Genomic DNA, 18341 nt, shown 5'->3' with positions numbered 1-18341 from the left:
AACCCCGATCGGGCATCCTGAGGGCATCGCACAGCTGATCTCGCGCATCAAGTCGCTGCCCTGGACGACGATCGTCCCGTTCGTCGCCCTCGCCGTCCTGGCCGTCTCCTGGGGGTCCCATCCCGGCACCGTGGCCGTGATCCTGGTGGCCTTCGTGCTGGCCGGCGCGGTCCTGTCGGCGGTGCACCACGCCGAGGTCGTCGCCCACCGGGTCGGCGAGCCGTACGGATCGCTGGTGCTGGCCGTCGCGGTGACGATCATCGAGGTCGCGCTGATCGTCACGCTGATGGTCTCCGGCGGCGAGAAGACCGCGACGCTGGCCCGCGACACCGTGTTCGCCGCCGTGATGATCACCGCCAACGGGATCCTGGGGATCTCGCTGCTGGTGGCCGCGCTGCGCCGCCACGTGGCGGTGTTCAACGCCGAGGGCACGACCACCGCGCTGGCCACCGTGGCCACGCTGGCCACGCTCAGCCTGCTGCTGCCGACGTTCACCACCAGCCGGCCCGGCCCGGAGTTCTCCCCCGGCCAGCTGGCCTTCGCCGCGGTCTGCTCGCTGGCGCTGTACGCGCTGTTCGTCGTCGTGCAGACGGTGCGCCACCGCGACTACTTCCTGCCGGTCAGCCAGGAGGGCGAGACGATCGACGAGCAGCACGCCGACCCGCCCACGGAGCGGGCCGCGCTGCGCAGCCTCGGGTTGCTGCTGATCGCGCTGGTCGCGGTCGTCGGCCTGGCCAAGATCGAGTCGCCGGCGATCGAGGACGCGGTCCAGTCGGCCGGGCTGCCGCAGTCCGCGGTCGGCGTGGTGATCGCCCTGCTCGTGCTGCTGCCCGAGACGCTGGCCGCCGTGCGCGCCGCGCTGCGCGACCGCGTGCAGACGAGCCTCAACCTCGGTCTGGGGTCGGCGATGGCCAGCATCGGGCTGACGATCCCGGCCATCGCGGTCGCCTCGATCTGGCTGGACGGCCCGCTCGTTCTGGGCCTGGGCGACACGCAGATCGTGCTGCTCGCGCTGACCGTCGTGCTGGGCGCGCTGACCGTGCTGCCGGGGCGGGCGACCGTGCAGCAGGCGGGCATCCACCTGGTCGTCTTCGGCGCGTTCCTGTTCCTGGCCGCGAGCCCGTAGCTCAGGCCGCTTCGAGCCGGTCCAGCAGCGGCCGCTGGCCCTCCAGCAGCTTGCGGCGCGCGGTCTCCAGGTCGAACCAGGCGGCACGATCGACCTCCGGGAAGGTCGCCGTCTGACCCGAGCGCGGCGGCCACTCCAGCTCGAAGGTCATGCTCACCAGCTGGTCGGGCTCGAAGTCGCCCTCCAACGCCCAGGCCACCACGCGCTTGCGGCTCTTCAGCCGCACCTCGCCCAGCGCGAGCGGCTCGCCGTCGGGCGGGGTCGCGCCCAGCTCCTCGGCGAACTCGCGCCGGGCCGCCGCGTAGGGATCCTCCCCGGGATCGACCTCGCCCTTGGGCAGCGACCACGCGCCCTCGTCGCGCTTGGACCAGTACGGCCCGCCCGGATGCACGAGCAGCACCTCGCGGGTGCCCTCGCGCGTCCGGTAGAGCAGGATGCCGGCGCTGAAGGGCGGCGGCATGCGGGCTGGGGTCCTAGCCCTGCGGGGTGTCGGGCGGGAGCGTCTCGCCGGGCTGCTCGCCCGGGACCGAGGTGCCGGCGATCAGCTCCTTGGCGTGCTTGACGACGTTCTCCGCCGTGAAGCCGAACTCCTTGAACAGGGTCTCGGCCGGCGCGGAGGCGCCGAAGTGCTCCAGGGAGACCGACGCGTCGACCCACTTGGCCCAGCCCATGGCCACGCCGGCCTCGACCGACAGGCTCGGCACGCCCGTGGGCAGCACGCTCTCGCGGTAGTCGGCGTCCTGCAGGGCGAACTGCTCCCAGCAGGGCAGCGAGACGACGGTCGCGCCGATGCCCTCCGCGGCCAGCGCCTCGCGCGCGGCCACGCACAGCTGCAGCTCGGAGCCGGTGCCGACGAGCACGACCTGCGCCTCGCCCTCGGCCGCCTGCAGCACGTAGCCGCCCTTGGACACGCCCTCGTAGGTGACGCCCTCGAGGATCGGCAGGTTCTGGCGCGAGAGCATGAACGCGGCCGGGCCCTCCAGGGACTCGAGCACGAAACGCCACGCGTAGGCGGTCTCGTTGGCGTCGCCGGGCCGGTAGAAGTTCATCCCCGGGATGGCGCGCAGCGCGGCGAAGTGCTCGACCGGCTGGTGGGTCGGGCCGTCCTCGCCCAGGCCGATCGAGTCGTGCGTGTAGACCCACGCGACCTCGAGGTCCATGAGCGCGCTCAGGCGGACCGAGCCGCGCATGTAGTCGGAGAACTGCCCGAAGGTCGAGCCGTACGGGCGCAGGATGCCGCCGTGGGCGGCCATGCCGTTGACCGCGCCGCCCATGCCGTGCTCGCGCACGCCGAACTTGATGTTGCGGCCCGGATCCTCGTCGGTGAACGTCTTGGAGGCCGGGAACTCGGTCTTCGTGGACTCCGACAGGTCGGCGGCGCCGCCGAGCATCGTCGGGGTGAACCGCTCGAAGGCGGCCATCACCTTCTGGCCGGCCGAGCGGGTGGCGATGGCGTCGTCGCCCACCTCCCACTTGGGCAGCGCCTCACCCAGGCCGGGCATCGGCTTGGCGGGGGAGGACCAGGCGGCCTCCCACTCCTCGGCCAGCCCGGAGTGGGCCTCGGCCCAGGCGTCGAAGCGCTCCTGCCAGGCGGCCTGCAGCTGGGTGCCCTTCTCGACCTGGGAGAAGTGGTCGTACACGCCGTCGGGCACGAAGAAGGACTTGTCGGGATCCCAGCCCATGACCTCCTTGGTCAGGCGGATCTCGTCGGCGCCCAGCGGGGAGCCGTGGGCCTTCTGCGAGCCCTGCTTGTTGGGCGAGGGCCAGCCGATGATCGAGCGCACCGAGATGAGCGTCGGGCGGTCCTCCTCGGCGATGCCGGCGTCGATCGCCGCGCGCACCGCGTCGAGGTCGTTGGCGTCGTCGACCTTCAGCGTGTGCCAGCCGTAGGCCTCGAAGCGCTTGACCGGATCCTCGGTGTAGGACTCGCGCGTGGGCCCGTCCAGCTGGATGTGGTTGTTGTCGTACAGGTAGACCATCCGGCCGAGCTTCAGGTGCCCGGCCAGCGAGGCGGCCTCGGAGGCGATGCCCTCCTGCAGGTCGCCGTCGGAGCAGATCACGAAGGTGCGGTGGTCCTGGACCTCGGCGCCGAACTTGCCGCGCAGGAAGCGCTCAGCGATGGCCATGCCGACGCCGTTGGCGAAGCCCTGTCCGAGCGGGCCGGTGGTGATCTCGACGCCGGGGGTGACGTGGACCTTGTCGCGCTCGGGGTGGCCCGGGGTGCGCGAGCCCCACTGGCGGAAGGACTTCAGGTCGTCCATCGTCACGTCGAAGCCCGACAGGTGCAGCAGGCTGTAGAGCAGCATCGACCCGTGGCCGGCGCTCAGGACGAAGCGGTCGCGATCGGGCCACGACGGGTCGGTCGGGTTCTGCCGGATGTACTCCGTGAACAGCAGGTAGCCGACCGCGGCGAACCCCATCGGCAGACCCGGGTGACCGCTGTTGGCCTTCTGCACGCCGTCCATGGAAAGCGTGCGGATCGTGTCGATGGAGAGGCGATCGAGGTCGACCGCGTGGGGGGTGTCTTCGACCGTGCTCATTGCTCGTCACACTACCCCGCATGGCCAGATGGCGACCGGATCTTCACATGGCCGCCGTCGTGTTCCTGGGCGGGATCCTGGGCACGTTGACCCGCGCCGGGGTCGACGAGGCGCTCCCGGTCGGGGGTCCGGCGTGGCCCTGGGCGACGCTCCTGGTCAACCTCGTGGGCGCGGCGCTCCTGGGCTGGTCGACGATCGCCCTGACCGGCCACCGGCTGCGCCGCCAGTTCGTCGGGGCGGGCTTCTGCGGGGCGCTGACCACGTTCTCGGCGCTGCAGCTGGAGCTGTACCGGATGGTCGACGACGGGCAGGCGGGGCGGGCCGTCGCGTACGCCGCGGTGTCGCTCGCCCTGGGCCTGGCCGCCGCCGTGGCCGGCCGGCGGGTGGCGCGATGACGCTGCTCGTGTGGGCGGCGATGGCGCTGGCCGGCGGCCTGGGCGCGGTCGCCCGCTGGGGCATCCTGATCGCCTGCGAGCGCACGCTGCTGACCAACGCGCCGGTGGCGATCCTGGCCGTCAACCTGAGCGGGGCGCTGGTGATCGGCGTGCTGACCGGCGCAGGCCTGCACGGCGACGCGCGGATGATCGTGGCCACGGGCTTCCTGGGCGGCTACACGACCTTCTCGACGTGGATGGTCCAGAGCGATCAGATCGCCCGCGAGCAGGGCGCACCGTGGGCCCTGGCCAACGTGTTCGTCAGCCTGTTCCTGGGCTTCGGCGCCGTCGCGCTGGGCGCGGCGCTGGGTTAGTCCTCGCCGGCCACCAGCTCGGGGGCGACCGGGGCGGCGTCGAGCTGGGGCTCGGAGCGGGCGGCGCGCAGCTCGTACTCGCGGCGGCTGGCCAGGTCCGCGTTCCACAGCGGCCGGTCGGCCTTCATCGCCCGGCCGATCACCTCGCGACCGCGGCGCGGGAGGACCCCGGTGACCGCGTAGACGCCCGCGTTCTGGCGGGGCACCCACACGTCGTAGCGCTCGCTGTGCAGCGCCTCGAGGATGCCCTCGGCCACGTCTGCGGGCGTCAGCTCCTTCTGGCCCAGGGGGTTGGCCAGCCCGCCGCCCAGCTCGGTCTGGACGATGGCCGGCATCACGCAGCTGAGCACGACGCCGTCGGCGCCCATCAGGCGCAGCTCGGACTTCATCGACTCGGTCAGGCCGACGACGGCGAACTTCGAGGCGCAGTAGGTGGCGCCGCCGGCGAAGCCGAACTTGCCGGCCTGGGAGGCGACGTTGATCAGGTGCCCGCGGTTGCGCTGGACCATCCGCGGCAGCACGGCCTTCATCCCGAACAGGACGCCGTGGAGGTTGATGTCGATCATCCGCCGGGCGGCGTCGTCGTCCTCCTCCAGCAGCGGCGACAGGGTCATGATCCCGGCGTTGTTGATGAACACGTCGATCGGCCCGAGGGCCTCCTCGACGGCGTCGGCGAACGCCTCCACCGATGCGCGGTCGGTGACGTTGAGCTCGAAGGCGACGGCGCCCCGGCCGAGCTCCTGCGCGGTCTGCTGGGCGGTCTCGACGTCGAGGTCGCCGATCGCCACGCGCATGCCCTGCCGCAGGAGGGCGTCGGCCGTGGCCCGGCCGATGCCGCGCGCGCCGCCGGTGATGGCGGCCACCTGGCCGGTCAGGATCTTCGGTTGCTTGGCCATCGGGACGACCCCTCTCTCGAACGTGACAGGTGCGTCATCTTACGGACGGGTGGCGCGGCCTGCTCGGGCCTGGCCTAGATTGGCGCCATGCGCATCCTGCTGGTGGCGCTGGTGGCGCTCGGGGTCAGTGCCCAATCGGCCGCGGCCGGGACGGTCACCTGGCGGGGCTACGCCGAGCCGGCGCCGGGTGGGACACAGGTCGCCTACGACGCGGCGCCCGGCGAGCAGAACGTGCTGTGGATGACCCGCGACGCCGCGACGGTGCTGATCGAGGACGACGGCGCGACGATCGTCGCCCCGACCGGCCCGGGGCAGTGCATCCAGACCGACCCGCACGTGGTCCGCTGTCCGCTGCTGGGCACGCGCCTGGCCCTGACCGCCCACCTGGGCGACGGCAACGACGTCGCCGACCTGCACGGCGGCGACCAGTCCGTGGGCGTGCTGGACGGCGGCGACGGCAGCGACACGCTGGCGATCGACACCGGGCAGGTCAGCGGGGACGCCGGCGACGACACGATCACGGCGCGGCTGGGCGACAACAACCTTCTGACCGGCGGTCCGGGCACCGACGTGCTGCGCGGCGGCACCGGGTCCGACCTGATCGTCGGCGGTCCCGGCGGCGACGCGCTGGACGGCGGCGGCGGCTCGGACTCGCTGTACGACAACGCGCCCGACGCACCCTCCGACGACGCCAACGACACGCTCGACGGCGGCCCGGGCAACGACGGCATCTACTCGCGCGGCGGCGTGGACGGCGTGCGCGGCGGCGAGGGCGACGACCGCGTCTTCGCCCGCGACGCCGACAGCGCGCCGGGATCGGCGGCCGAGGCGCTGGCCGACGCGATCGACTGCGGCGGCGGGGACGACGCGGTGCGCGCCGACGCGGTCGACGCGATCAGCGGCTGCGAGGGCGTCTACGTGCGCTGCGTGGAGATCGGCGCGCCGCCCTGGACCGACGCCGACGCGCGCTGCCCCGGTGATCCCGAGCCGGTGGCCGACCCCGCGCCGCCGGCCGATCCGGCGGAGCCGGCCGCCCCCGCGGCGGTGCCCGCGCTGGTCGCCCGGCTGCGCCTGGACCAGTCGCGCATCCGGCTGCCGCTGCGCCGCGTCCCGCGCGCGCTGGTCAGCCTCAACCAGACCGCCGCGCTGACGATCACGCTGGCCCGCCAGAAGGGCAAGCGGCGGGTGGCGCTGACCGGCAAGGTGAGCCGCACGCTCGGGGCCGGGACCGACCGCAACATCAGCCTCAGCGGCCTGCTCGGCGGGCGCCGCCACTTCACGGCCGGCCGCTACTGGATCACGCTCAGCGCGACCGCCGCCGGGCGCACCGTGACCTCGCGGGCGCTGCTGCGGTTCCTGCCGGCGAGGCGCGCCACAAGATCGTGACCCGAGCGCCGCGTGGGCGTCGCTATGGTGCCGCCCCTGCATGCGCATGCTCGTCGCAACGCTCGGGATCGCCCTCGCGCTCGCCGCGCCCGCATCCGGCGCCTCGGTTTCGGCGACCAGCTGGTCCCCGGGGCCCTACTCGACGCTGTCGGGCTACACGATCTACGTCAGCTACGCCGCCGGCGCCGGCGAGGCCAACCAGCTGACGATCGCGCGCGACGGGGTCGGCAACGAGTTCCTCGTCTTCCGTGATCCGTCCGCCACGCTGGCCATCCCGACCTGGCCCGTCGAGCCGTGCACGCGGGGCAGCGACCCCAGCGACCAGCACGTCGTCCGCTGCCCGCTGCGGGGCGCCACCGCCTGGGTGACCGTGACGCTGGGCGACCAGGACGACACGGCGATGCTGCGCCCGGGCGCCGGCCAGACGTACCCGAGCTCGATCCTCACGGTGGACGGCGGCAGCGGCGACGACACGATCGACACCGACAGCGGCGGCGAGGTCCGCGGCGGGCCGGGCGACGACACGTTGACCAGCAGCGGCGCGGGCCGCCTGGACGGCGGCGACGGCGCGGACGTGCTGACCGGCTCGGCCTTCGGCGACCTGCTGATCGGCGGCGCCGGCGACGACCAGATCCACGGCGGCGACGGAGCCGACTCGCTGTACGACGGCACGCCCGCGTCCACCAGCGACGACGGCGACGACCAGCTGGACGGCGGGCCGGGCGGGGACGGCATCTACGCGCGCGGCGGCGTCGACCAGGTCCTCGGCGGGTCGGGCGCCGACCTGATCTACGCCAACGACGCGGTCACCGCGCCCGGATCGCCGGATCAGGCGACGGCCGACGTCGTCGACTGCGGAGCCGACAGCGACGCCGCCCTGCTGGACGCCAGCGACACGGTCACCGGCTGTGAGAGCGTCCCGACGAGCTGCACCGGGCTGACGACCTTCCCGTGGGTGCAGCCGTTCGGGCCCTGCCCGGTCAGCGTCGCCAACCCGAGCGGCGGCCTCGGCGGTGGCGGCGGCGCCCCGGTCAAGCTCCCGGTCACCGGGCCGGCCCCGGCGCCGGTGATCGCCGCGCCGGTCCCGGTGGCCACGCCGGTCGCGCCGCCCATCGCGACGCCGGTGGTCGCGCCCCCCGCGCTGGCGCTGCGGGTCGCCCTCGACACGACGCGGCTGCGCCCGCCGCTGCACTACCTCCCACGGGCGCTGGTCACGCTGTCGGCCACCGCCGACGTCACGGTCACGCTGGCCCGCGAGGTGCGGGGCCGCCGCGTCGGCCTCGGTGGGGCGATCACCCGGCGCCTGGGCGCGGGCGAGAAGAACATCAGCCTGTCCGTCCTGCTCGGGGGCCGCCAGAAGTTCGTGCCCGGCCGGTACTGGGTCACGGTCGCCGCGCGCACCGCCGACGGCCGCAGCGCCGCGCGCAGCGCCGTGCTGCGCATGCTGGCCCCCCGGCGCTGAGCGACTCGTCCAACCGCTGTCAAGGTCGCGGGCCGCGCGTCGATCTTCGGGTCGATGTTCCGCGCCACCTCCATCCTCATCACCACCCTGATCCTGCTCGCCGCCGGTGCGAGCGCCGCCCATGCCGCGTCGGTCAACGCCGCCTACGGCGCCAACACGCTGACGCTGGCCATCTCCGGCACCAGCGAGCGCAACGACCTGCGGCTGAGCACCACCGGCGGCACGGTCGTGATCCGCGACGAGTCGGCGCTGTTCACCACGCCCGTCGTCACCGGCGGCGTGTGCACCCGCGACGTGACGCTGCACGAGATCGACTGCCCGGTGGACAGCGCGACGACGCTCAACCTGACCGTGGCCCTGAGCGGCGGCGACGACACCGCCGACCTGCAGACCGCGACCGGGTGGACCGCGGCGTCGGTGTGGGTGGACATGGGCAACGGCAACGACATCGCCGCGATCGACAGCGGCATGCTGATCGGCAACAACGGCAACGACACGCTGACCGTCCGCGGCGGCACGACCAACACGATCTCGGCCGGCGCCGGCGTGGACGCTGTCGTCGGCGGCCCGGGCGTCGAGCTGATCACCGGCGGCACCGGCAGCGACACGCTCGACGGCGGTGGCGGCAACGACACGATCTACGACAACCAGCCGACCGGCAGCGACGTCGAGAACGACACGCTGATCGGTGGCGCCGGGATCGACGCGCTGCTCTCGCGCGGCGGCGTCGACGTCCTCCAGGGCGGCCTGGACAGCGACTACGTCCTGGCCCGCGACGCCGACACCGCCCCGGCGACCGCGATGGCGGCGACGGCCGACACGCTCGACTGCGGCGACGCGACCGACTACTACCTGGCCGATCCTGCCGACGTCCTGACCGCCTGCGAGAGCCTGTACGACGTGTGCCTGTCGCCCGTCTACCCCGGCACGACCAGCACCTGCCCCGTGGCCATCGCCAGCGGGGGCGGGGGCGGGGGCGGGGGCGGCGGGGGCGGCGGCGGAAGCGCCGTGGCCGCGGCGGCCAAGCCCGCCGAGGCGCCCGTGGCGGCGACGCCCGCACCGGTCGCCGCGACCGCGCCGTACGTGCCCGCGGTGACCAAGGCGCCCGCCGCACCGCCCGCGCCCCTGCAGATCGGCTTCGCCCTGGACCTCAAGCGCGTGCGCGCGCCGCTGGACATGATCCCGCGCGGGCTGGTCACGCTCAGCGACACCGCCGACCTGACGATCACCTACGCCCAGGTCCGCAACGGCAAGCGGATCGGCCGCAAGGGCGTGATCCGCCGCCGCGTCGGGGCGGGCGAGAAGAACATCAGCCTCGTCGTCCTGCTCGGCGGACGCCAGGAGTTCCCGGCCGGGCGCTACGTGGTGACCGCCGCGGCGCGCACCGCGGACGGGCGCAGCGACAGCGCCGAGGCGACCCTGCAGATCCTGCCCGCGCGGCGCTCCCGCTAGGGGTAACGCGCTTCGAACCGCGCGAAGGCCGCGCGCTGCGTGCGCAGCGCGAGCGCCTTGTCGCCGTCGGACAGGAAGCTGTAGCGCAGCGAGTCCTGGGCGAAGCGCTTCAGGGCGCGGTAGCCGAAGCCGTTGGCGGTCGCCGCCTGCTCGTACTGCTCGGTCATGTCGCTGCGCGAGACGCCCTCGTCGTCGGTGGCCAGCGCGACCGGGACGCCCGCGTCGACGTACTGGCGGATCGGGTGCTGGCGCCCGCACACCTCCAGGATCTGGCAGTTGGAGACCAGCGGCGACTCGACCAGCACGTGGCGGCGGGCCATCACCCGCAGCAGCTGGGCCGGATCGCGCTCGAGCGTGATGTCGACGCCGTGGCCGATCCGCTCCGCTCCGGCCACCACCACCGCGTCGCGCACGTGGAAGCGCAGATCGGCGGGCGGGGCGATGCCGCGCACGAGCTCGCCGGCGTGCAGCGTCACGTGCTCACCTGGGTACAGCGGACGCAGGAACTGCAGCATCTGCATCTGGCGCTCGTAGTCGGCCAGCGCCACCGGGCCGTCCTCGGGCTGGACCAGGTTGAAGGCCACCCAGCGCGGATCGGTCTTCATCAGCTCGAAGGCCAGCACCATCTGCGTGAACACGAAGGCCAGCGGCTGCGCGCGCAGGCCCTGGAACTGCAGGCGCACGGGCAGGTCGCAGGCCGGATCGGGCGTGGCGGTGGCGCACCCGAGCACCACGCGCTGGCGGGCGAACCAGCCGTCGGTGTCCGCCTGGATCTGCGGGACGATCCCGCGCAGGCCGGCGTCGAGCAGCCGCTGGCGCATGAGCGCCAGGTCGTCGGTCGGCTGGACCGCGTTCAGCACGCGCATCGTGTCGCCGAAGCTCGGCGTGACCAGCGTCTCCAGGTACTGCTCGTTCTGGGCCGCCGCGCGCGCGGCGACCTCGGCCAGCATGTCGCCGGTGCGGCCGCTGCCCGCCGCCGAGAAGCGATCGAACGTGGCGAAGAAGTGGTCGTGCCCCGACTCGACCCCGTCGCGGAAGCCCTTCATCGACCAGGCCTTCAGGACGTCGTTGTAGAGGACGTTGTCGGTGATCGCGTCGCTCAGCGAGCGCAGCCCGTCGGTGCACGGGCCCGAGCGCGCCGTGTACGTGGCGTCGATGCACACGCCGGCCTGGGCACCCCAGCGCACGAGCGACTCGGCGTACACCGCGCCCGACAGGTGGTTGTGCAGGTCCCCGCCCTTGGGCATGTCCCACAGGAAGGCGCGCAGGGCCGTGGGATCGGCCCGGACCGAGGCGAGGTAGCGGGCCGCGCCCTGCTCGGAGCCCCACGCGGAGGTGGCGGGCGCCAGGACCAGGAGCAGCAGGAGCGCGAACCGACGCATCTGCGTAGCATCGCCGATGGGCGGTCGGAAACGGAGAGGAGACCCATGGCGATCAGCGTCGTGCTGTCGGAGATCCAGCGAGCAACGCTTGCCGCGGTATGCGACACGTTCGCGCCGCCGCTGGCGGTCGATGACGATCCCAGCGGCTTCTACGGGCGCAGCGCGTCGCAGCTGGCCATCCCCGACCTGGTCGAGCACCAGCTCGGGGCGACGCTGCCCGAGGAGCAGCTCGACGGGCTGCGCGGGCTGCTGGACGCGCTGGCCGCGCAGGGTCTCGCCGACCTGCCCCAGGAGGCGCGCGAGGCGGTCCTGCACGGCTTCATGGACGCCGATCCGGGCGCGCTGGCCGGGCTGTCGGGCCTGCGCGGGCTGACCTTCCTACTGTTCTACGGCCTCCCCGACGAGCAGGGGCGCAACCCCAACTGGGAGGCGATCGGCTACCCCGGTCCGGTGTCGGCGCCGCCCACGCCCGAGCAGGCGCCCAAGCGGATCGCGCTGACCGTGCCCAGCGGCGACGTGCTCGAGCTGACCGCCGACGCGGTGATCGTCGGCTCGGGCGCCGGCGGCGGCGTGATCGCCGGCGAGCTGTCGGGCGCCGGGCGCGAGGTCGTCGTGCTCGAGGCCGGCGGCTACTACAACGAGGCCGACTTCAACCAGCTCGAGCTGTGGGCCTACGAGCACCTGTACCGGGGCGGCGGCGTCACCCAGACCGCCAGCGGCTCGATCGCGCTGATGGCCGGGTCCAACCTGGGCGGCGGCACGACGGTCAACTGGACGAACATGCTGCGCACCACGCCCTGGGTGCGCGAGCAGTGGGAGACCGAGTTCGGCCTGGAGGGGCTGGCGGGCGCCGACTACGACGCCCACCTGGACGCCGTCTTCGCCCGGACCGGCGCCAACGCCGACTGCAGCGACCGCAACGGCCCCAACCAGCGCCTGGTCGACGGCTGCCAGGCGCGCGAGGTCGACTGGCAACCGATCGTCCGCAATGCCGACCCGGCCGCCTACCGCGCCGACACGGCCGGGTTCCTCGGCTTCGGCGACCAGTCGGGCGCCAAGCAGGGAACGATGAAGACCTACCTGCAGGACGCCTCCGACCGGGGCGCGCGGATCGTCGCGGGCTGCCGGGTCGAGCGCGTGCTCGTCGAGGGCGGCCGTGCGGTGGGGGTCGAGGGCGTGGCCACCGGCGCGGACGGCAGCCAGACCCGCGTCGTGGTGCGCGCGCCCGTCGTGGTCTGCGCGGCCGGCGCGCTGGAGACGCCGGCGCTGCTGCTGCGCTCGGGCATCGGCGGACCGGCGGCCGGCGACTACCTGCGCCTGCACCCGGCGACCGTGCTGGGCGCGTTCTACGACGGGCCGCAGCGCTCCTGGTGGGGCGCACCGCAGTCGGCGCTGTCGGCGCACTGGGCCAACCTCGAGGACGGCTACGGGTTCCTGGTGGAGACCTCCCACGCTTCCCCCGGCCTGACCGGCACCGCCGTGCCCTGGGAGAGCGGGCGCCAGCACAAGGACGACATGGGCCGCGGGCGCAACACGTCGGCGCTGGTGCTGCTCATCCGTGACCGCGGCCACGGGCGCGTGACGATCGACGGGGCCGGGAACGCGGTGCACCACTACGACCTGGTCGACGAGCTCGACCTGCGCCACTTCCGGGCCGGCCTGGCCGAGCTCGTGCGCCTGCACGACGCGGCGGGGGCCGAGGAGATCCTGTCCTTCCACCGCAAGCCGATGCGCTGGCGGCGCGACTCGGACGAGGACATCGAGGCCTACGCCGCGCGCGTGGCCAACGGGCCGCTGACGCCGTACGAGCACCCGCTGTTCGCCCTGCACCAGATGGGCAGCGCGCGGATGGGCTCGGACCCAGCCACCTCGGTGGCCAACCCGTGGGGCGAGCTGCACGACACGCCGGGCGTGTGGATCGGCGACGCGTCGGCCTTCCCGACCGCGACCGGCACGAACCCGATGGGCACGGTGATGGCGCTCGCGCGGCGGACCGCGACGGCGATCGCGGCCTCGTGACCGGGACCACCCGCACCTTCACCCACGCCGGCCACCGGATCGCCTACACCGATCACGGCGAGGGCGCGCGCGTGTGCGTCCTCATGCACGGGCTGCTGATGTCGCAGCGCATGCACGAGCGCCTGGCCGCGTCGCTGGCCGCCGACGGCCACCGGGTGATCACGCTGGACCTGCTCGGCCACGGCCGCTCGGACCGGCCGCCGGACATGTGGCGCTACTCGATGGAGCAGTTCGCCGACCAGGTCGTCGGGCTGCTGGACGAGCTGGAGGTCGACGAGGCGGTGATCGGCGGCACGTCGCTGGGCGCCAACGTGGCGCTGTGCGTGGCCTCGACGGCGCCGGAGCGCGTGCGCGGCATGGTCGTCGAGATGCCGGTGCTCGACAACGCGCTCGTGGCCTGCGCGGTCGCCTTCTCCCCGCTGCTGATCGCCACGACGATCGGCGAGCCGCTGATGCGCATGTGGGCGCGCGCCGCTCGGGCGATCCCCCACCGCGCGGTGCCGTGGGTGGCCGACATCCTGCTCGACGCAGTGCGCCAGGAGCCCAGGCCCAGCGGCGCCGTGCTGCAGGGGCTGTTCTTCGGCGCGGTCGCGCCCCACCGCTCGGTCCGGCGCGGGATCACCGCTCCCGCGCTGGTGATCGGACACCACCGCGATCCGGTGCATCCGTTCTCCGACGCCGGGATGCTCGCCTCCGAGCTGCCCAACGCGCGGCTCGTGGAGGCCAGCACGATCCTCGAGCTGCGCGTCGCCCCGGAGCGCCTGACCGCCGAGATCGGCGGGTTCCTGGACGATTGCTGGAAGCCCAAGCGCGCCCCGAGGCGACGCCAAACGGCCACCAAGCGCAGCGGCGCCCGCTAGATTGCGGCGCCCATGGCCAGTCGTCAGGAAGAGAAAGAGCAGCGCCGGCGCGAGCGCGAGGAAGCCGAAGCGAAGGCGAACGCGTCCGCCGCGCGGGGCAAGCGCCTGCAGATCGTGGGCGGCGTGCTCGTCGGCCTCGTCGTCATCGCCGTCGTCGTCGTGCTGCTCGTCTCCGGCGGCGGAAGCGACAGCGACAACGGATCCGGTAACGCCAGCACGTCGGCGTCCAGCGAGGTCACGCTCCCGGCCCGCAAGATCGAGAACCTCGAGGAGGCGGCCAAGGCCGCCGGGTGCACGCTGAAGACGTACCCGATCCAGGGCTCGACCCACGTGACCGAGAAGGTCAAGTACGACACCAACCCGCCGACCTCGGGCAACCACAACCCGACGCCGGCCGAGGACGGGGTCTACAACCCGGGCAACACGCCGGAGCCCGAGAACTACGTGCACTCGCTCGAGCACGGCCGCATCCAGTTCCAGTACGCCAAGGGCTCGCCGCAGAAGACGATCGACACGCTGGTCGCGCTGTTCAACGAGCCGGTCAACGGCTCGCCCGGCTACCACGCCCAGGTGTTCGAGAACAACACGGAGATGCCGGCCAAGGTCGCCGCGGTGGCCTGGGGCCAGCTGCTGACCTGCGACACGCTGTCGGACGCGACGATCGACGCGATGCGCGACTTCCGCGATCGCTACACCGACAAGGGCCCGGAGTTCATCCCGTAGCCCGGCCATGCCCGAGCTGATCGCATCCCCCACCCGGGTCGAGGCCGCCGGTGAGCCGCCCAAGCTGATCGACGAGGTCGTCGGCCGCGTCAACACCGGCGAGGAGCGCGTCTCGATCGCCCACATGCGCTCCCCGTCGGGCTGGTCGGAGCCGTTCCAGACCCCGGAGTTCGACGAGTGGACCGTGGTGATCGGCGGCTCGGTGCGCGTCGAGCACGACGACGGGGTGCTCGACGTCGCCGTCGGGCAGGGCGTCCTCGTGCGCGCCGGCGAGCGGATCCGCTACTCCTCGCCCGGGCCGGACGGGGCCGAGTACATCGCCGTCTGCCTGCCGGCGTTCGCGCCGGACACGGTCCACCGCGAGGACTGATCAGGCGGCGAAGGTGCTGACCAGGCCGGGCGCGATCTGCTCGGCCACGTCCAGCGCCTCGCCCAACTCGACGTCGCGCACCGCGTAGCGCTGGTTGCCCGCCGCGGTGGTGGCCTCGATCGTGGCCAGGCCGACCCGGCGCTGGAAGAACGACCGGTGGATGGTCACGCCGATCACGCCGTCGGCGGCCAGCGCGCTGCGCCGGCGCGCGAGGCTGCCGCTGCGCGTGACCAGGCGCCCGTCGACGACCGCGTGGCCCAGCGCGCGGTAACGGTCGGCGGCCAGGAGCACCGCGACCGGGAGCGTGAGCAGGGTCAGGAGCGGGACGATCGGCGACCACTCCAGCAGCAGCCAGGCCAGGACGCCGAGGACGATCAGCGCGGCCGCACCGGCCAGCGCGCGGGTGTAGCGGCGCGTGCGCGCCGCCGGGCCGTGCGCGGTCAGCGGCGCCGTGATCGGCGCGTCGTCGCCGATCACCGCGGCGGCCACGCGGCGGGCCTCGGCGGCGGGCGCGGGCGGCAGCAGGAGCGAGCCCCCGCGGGCGCCGCGCAGGCCGGTGGCGATCGCGCTGCAGCGGGCGGCGCCGGCCGCGCGCAGCAGCAGCGGGCGGCTGATCGTGACGCCGTGCAGACGGCGCTCCTCGATGCTCGTCGCGCGCGTGGTCAGCAGGCCGCGGGAGACGTGCAGCGTGCCGCCGGGATGGCGGCTGAGGCGGAAGTTCCAGTAGGCCAGGACGTAGCCGATCGTCGACGTGACGACCACCAGCAGCACGACCACCGCGACACCCAGCGCGATCGTCAGCCCCAGCGGCATGTCGGAGATCGTGCGCACCGCCTCGCGGAACGGGCCGAAGTCCTCCGGATCGAGGTTGGCCTCGCCGATCACCCGGGCCACGACGGCGCCGGCCACGCCGATGGCCACGACGCCCGACAGCGTGAACGGGCCGTAGCGGACCCAGCGCGGGTCCAGGCGGGCGAGCTCGTCCTCGGGCTCGGTGACCGGCGCGGGCGGCGGCCAGGTCGTCGGTGCCCCCGGCTCGGCCGCCGCAGCGGCGGCTGCGTCGGCGTCGGCGGCGGCCGGGCCCGCGGTCGCGGCGCGATGCAGGAGGGTCGCGCGCAGGGCGGCGGCGTCGCCGGCCTCCAGCCCGTTGAGCTGGAGCGCGCCGTCGCGGTCGCGGTCGTTGCGACCGGTGCCGATGTCGACCTTCGTCACGCCGAGGATGCGGTGCATGAGCGATGCGGTCACGTCGACGGTGCGCACGCGATCGCGCGAGACGCTGCGCAGCTGGCGGCGCAGGAGGCCGGTGCGCACCTGGATCTGATCGGGGCCGATCCGGTAGGTCGTGGTGAACCAGCGCGTCAGGCCCAGCCCGATGGCCACCACCGCGCCGGCCGCGGCGAACAGCAGGCCCCGGCCGCTGCCGAACCCGGCGATCAGCAGGCCGACCAGCGCCGGGGCCAGGCGCATGAGCTCGGTCACCGGGTGGACCAACAGCATGCGCGGGCTGAGCCGCGACCAGCCGCCGGTGTCGATGCTCACGTCGCGTCGTCCCGGGCGGCGGCGGCCACGACGGTCAGGCGGTCGACCAGCTCCTGGGCCACGTCGGCGTCCAGGCCGTGGATCTTCAGCGGGCCGGCGGCCGACGCGGTGGTGACCGTGACGGTCGACAGCGAGAACAGCTGCTCGAACGGCCCGCGCTCGGTGTCGACGGTCTGGATGCGCGAGAGCGGCGCGATGCGTCGCTCCTGGTCGAACCAGCCCGACTGCGTGTAGACGGCGGTGTCGGTCGACTCCCAGCGGTGCACGTGGAAGCGCCAGCGCGGCATCCCCAGCGTGTGCGCCAGCGCCAGGACCGCGGTGATCGGCAGCACGATCGGCAGCGCGTCCTTCAGGTCGGGCCAGACCGCGAGACCGAAGAACACCTCGGCGGCGAGCACGACGACCCAGCCCAGCGCGGCGCGCACGGCCCAGTACGACTTGGCGCGCGGGCTCACCCGCTGGCTCGGCGGGCGGAGCTCCAAGGGTCTAGATGATTGATCCTGCGGCGGGCGTGCCCGGATGTGCGTGTGTCGTGGGATCAGTCATCTAGCGGTAGAGCTCGAGCTCGCTGACGCCGACCGACGTCGAGGTGCCGTCGTCGGGGCCGGCGGAGAAGTAGATCAGCAGCTGGCGCACCTTGCCGGTGCCGACCGCGTCCTTGCCCAGGGTGATCTTCGTCTTGCCGGCGACGTCGAGCTGGGTGGCCAGCTTCGTCCAGCCCTTGTCGTCCAGCGTCGCGGGCGCCACGTCGGCGTCGCTGCCGTACACCTCGATCGTGGTTCCCGGGGTCGTCGGCGTGACGACGAGCCGGCGCAGCTTGGTGGCGCTGCCCAGGTCGATCAGCAGGCCGACCTGCGGGTCGGCCACGAGCTCGGGGGTGGGCAGCGCGACCGACCAGGCGGTGGTGTCGTTGCCGTCGAACGCGGCCTTCGGATCGCCGGTGAAGTCGGTGTCGGCGTGCACCTTGCCGTTGGAGACGGGCGGGGTCGCCGGCGTCGTGGTGGTCTGCGTCGGATCGGCCGGCGTGGTCGGCGTGGTGGGCGTCGTCTGGGTCGGGTCCGTGGGCGTCGTCGGCGTGGCGGCCGGCGCCGGCGGGTTGTAGGCGGCGACCACGGTGGTGCCGGCCACGAGCGGGACCTCGACGAGCTCGGCGCGGGCGACGGGCTTGGCGTCGTCGCCGGTGGACGAGCCGGAGGTGTTGCCGTCGGTGTTGTTGTCGGTGCCCGTCGCCGGCGTGTCGGTCCCGGTGGCCGGGGGCGTGTAGACCGGCGCGGGCGGCGTGTACACGGGCGCCGGCGGCGTGTAGACCGGGGCCGCGGGCGCGGGCGGCGCCACCGCGGGCGGGACCTCGGCCGACGCGTCCGGGGTCGGGGTGGGGGTCGCGCCGGCCAGCGGCGGGACCTCCTGCTCGGAGGGGATGTCGATCGGGTCGGGCTGGGGGACGCCGTCTCCGGCGCCGGTCTGGCCCGGGGACAGGACGCTGGCCAGCTGGGTGCCCGAGGAGGTCGTGCCGTCGTCGGAGCGGATCGCCGCGTAGGCGGCCGCGACGGCACCGGAGGCCAGCACGACGGTGGCGACGATCGTGGCCGCACCGGTGCGCCAGCCCGGGAGCGGCGAGCGGCCCTGGCGCACGGCGGTGCCGCACTCCAGGCACCAGTCCTGGCCGTCGGCCAGCGCGGCGCCGCAGTTGGCGCAGGCCAGGCCCTCCGGCTGGGCGGGCTGCTCAGCGGCGGGGTCGGGACTGGCCTCGGGGGCCTGGGGTTCTTGCACGGCGGAGGACATCGGCAGCGGATCAGTGTGGCAGGGTCGCCTCGAGTACCTGAACGGTGGGCTTCCCC

General features: G+C 73.9%; 17 protein-coding genes. 10 read left to right on the top strand and 7 right to left on the bottom strand.

Annotation, left to right across the window (positions count from 1 at the left end):
• Positions 1-34: 34 nt before the first annotated feature.
• The gene (locus ACZ5UI_RS21355; RefSeq protein WP_464197854.1) at positions 35-1126 is read left to right on the top strand and encodes a calcium:cation antiporter; all 1092 of its coding nucleotides are present in this window, start codon (positions 35-37) and stop codon (positions 1124-1126) included.
• Position 1127: 1 nt separating this feature from the next.
• On the opposite strand, the gene ACZ5UI_RS21350 is transcribed toward ACZ5UI_RS21355, so the two are convergent.
• The gene (locus tag ACZ5UI_RS21350; protein ID WP_464190793.1) at positions 1128-1586 is read right to left on the bottom strand and encodes an NUDIX hydrolase; all 459 of its coding nucleotides are present in this window, start codon (positions 1584-1586) and stop codon (positions 1128-1130) included.
• Positions 1587-1599: 13 nt separating this feature from the next.
• On the bottom strand, positions 1600-3666 hold the full coding sequence (tkt, locus tag ACZ5UI_RS21345) for a transketolase (protein ID WP_464190791.1): 2067 nt from the start codon (positions 3664-3666) through the stop codon (positions 1600-1602).
• 47 nt (positions 3667-3713) lie between these two features.
• On the opposite strand from tkt, the gene ACZ5UI_RS21340 reads away from it, so the two are divergent.
• Together ACZ5UI_RS21340 and ACZ5UI_RS21335 are read left to right on the top strand one after the other, a co-directional pair.
• A complete protein-coding gene (locus tag ACZ5UI_RS21340) occupies positions 3714-4061 on the top strand; it encodes a CrcB family protein (protein ID WP_464190789.1) in 348 nt (115 codons plus the stop codon).
• Positions 4058-4414: a fluoride efflux transporter FluC gene (locus ACZ5UI_RS21335; protein ID WP_464190787.1), complete on the top strand. Its 357-nt coding sequence runs from the start codon at positions 4058-4060 to the stop codon at positions 4412-4414. The genes ACZ5UI_RS21340 and ACZ5UI_RS21335 overlap by 4 nt, the downstream gene beginning before the upstream one ends.
• Here ACZ5UI_RS21335 and ACZ5UI_RS21330 read toward each other — a convergent pair.
• Positions 4411-5310, bottom strand: a complete 900-nt coding sequence (locus tag ACZ5UI_RS21330; RefSeq protein ID WP_464190785.1) for an SDR family oxidoreductase — start codon at positions 5308-5310, stop codon at positions 4411-4413. The genes ACZ5UI_RS21335 and ACZ5UI_RS21330 overlap by 4 nt on opposite strands.
• 87 nt (positions 5311-5397) lie before the next feature.
• On the opposite strand from ACZ5UI_RS21330, the gene ACZ5UI_RS21325 reads away from it, so the two are divergent.
• From ACZ5UI_RS21325 to ACZ5UI_RS21315, 3 genes are read left to right on the top strand one after another with little or no spacing between them, the layout of a single operon-like run.
• Positions 5398-6696 (top strand): hypothetical protein, encoded by a 1299-nt coding sequence (locus ACZ5UI_RS21325; RefSeq protein ID WP_464190783.1) that lies wholly within the window; start codon positions 5398-5400, stop codon positions 6694-6696.
• 40 nt (positions 6697-6736) lie between these two features.
• Positions 6737-8158 carry a calcium-binding protein gene (locus ACZ5UI_RS21320; RefSeq protein WP_464190781.1) on the top strand — a complete coding sequence of 474 codons (1422 nt, stop codon included), beginning with the start codon at positions 6737-6739 and terminating at the stop codon, positions 8156-8158.
• Positions 8159-8212: 54 nt separating this feature from the next.
• Complete coding sequence (locus tag ACZ5UI_RS21315; RefSeq protein WP_464190779.1) at positions 8213-9610, top strand: calcium-binding protein; 1398 nt, start codon at positions 8213-8215, stop codon at positions 9608-9610.
• Here ACZ5UI_RS21315 and ACZ5UI_RS21310 read toward each other — a convergent pair.
• Positions 9607-10992 (bottom strand): adenosine deaminase family protein, encoded by a 1386-nt coding sequence (locus ACZ5UI_RS21310; protein ID WP_464190777.1) that lies wholly within the window; start codon positions 10990-10992, stop codon positions 9607-9609. The two genes, ACZ5UI_RS21315 and ACZ5UI_RS21310, sit on opposite strands and share 4 nt — an antisense overlap.
• A gap of 45 nt (positions 10993-11037) precedes the next feature.
• Between ACZ5UI_RS21310 and ACZ5UI_RS21305 the strand changes: the two genes are divergently transcribed.
• Genes ACZ5UI_RS21305 through ACZ5UI_RS21290 form a run of 4 tightly spaced genes read left to right on the top strand, consistent with a single transcriptional unit; the run spans position 11038 to position 14964 of the window.
• A complete protein-coding gene (locus ACZ5UI_RS21305) occupies positions 11038-13011 on the top strand; it encodes an FAD-dependent oxidoreductase (RefSeq protein ID WP_464190775.1) in 1974 nt (657 codons plus the stop codon).
• Entirely contained in the window at positions 13008-13871 is an 864-nt protein-coding gene (locus ACZ5UI_RS21300; RefSeq protein ID WP_464190773.1) for an alpha/beta fold hydrolase, read from the top strand. Before ACZ5UI_RS21305 ends, ACZ5UI_RS21300 begins: the two co-directional genes overlap by 4 nt.
• Positions 13872-13883: 12 nt before the next feature.
• A complete protein-coding gene (locus ACZ5UI_RS21295; RefSeq protein WP_464190771.1) occupies positions 13884-14594 on the top strand; it encodes a DUF3105 domain-containing protein in 711 nt (236 codons plus the stop codon).
• Positions 14595-14601: 7 nt separating this feature from the next.
• Positions 14602-14964, top strand: a complete 363-nt coding sequence (locus tag ACZ5UI_RS21290) for a cupin domain-containing protein (RefSeq protein ID WP_464190769.1) — start codon at positions 14602-14604, stop codon at positions 14962-14964.
• Here the strand turns inward: ACZ5UI_RS21290 and ACZ5UI_RS21285 are convergent, their stop codons facing one another.
• The 3 genes from ACZ5UI_RS21285 to ACZ5UI_RS21275 form a co-directional block, all read right to left on the bottom strand.
• Complete coding sequence (locus ACZ5UI_RS21285) at positions 14965-16503, bottom strand: PH domain-containing protein (RefSeq protein WP_464190767.1); 1539 nt, start codon at positions 16501-16503, stop codon at positions 14965-14967.
• On the bottom strand, positions 16500-16958 hold the full coding sequence (locus ACZ5UI_RS21280) for a PH domain-containing protein (protein WP_464190765.1): 459 nt from the start codon (positions 16956-16958) through the stop codon (positions 16500-16502). The genes ACZ5UI_RS21285 and ACZ5UI_RS21280 overlap by 4 nt, the downstream gene beginning before the upstream one ends.
• Before the next feature lie 91 nt (positions 16959-17049).
• Positions 17050-18285 carry a hypothetical protein gene (locus ACZ5UI_RS21275; RefSeq protein ID WP_464190763.1) on the bottom strand — a complete coding sequence of 412 codons (1236 nt, stop codon included), beginning with the start codon at positions 18283-18285 and terminating at the stop codon, positions 17050-17052.
• Positions 18286-18341 lie beyond the last annotated feature (56 nt).

Source organism: Conexibacter sp. JCM 18997, from assembly GCF_055391915.1.
The sequence above is the reverse complement of the archived record's forward strand: the minus strand, read 5'-3'. Positions and strand labels throughout refer to the sequence as shown.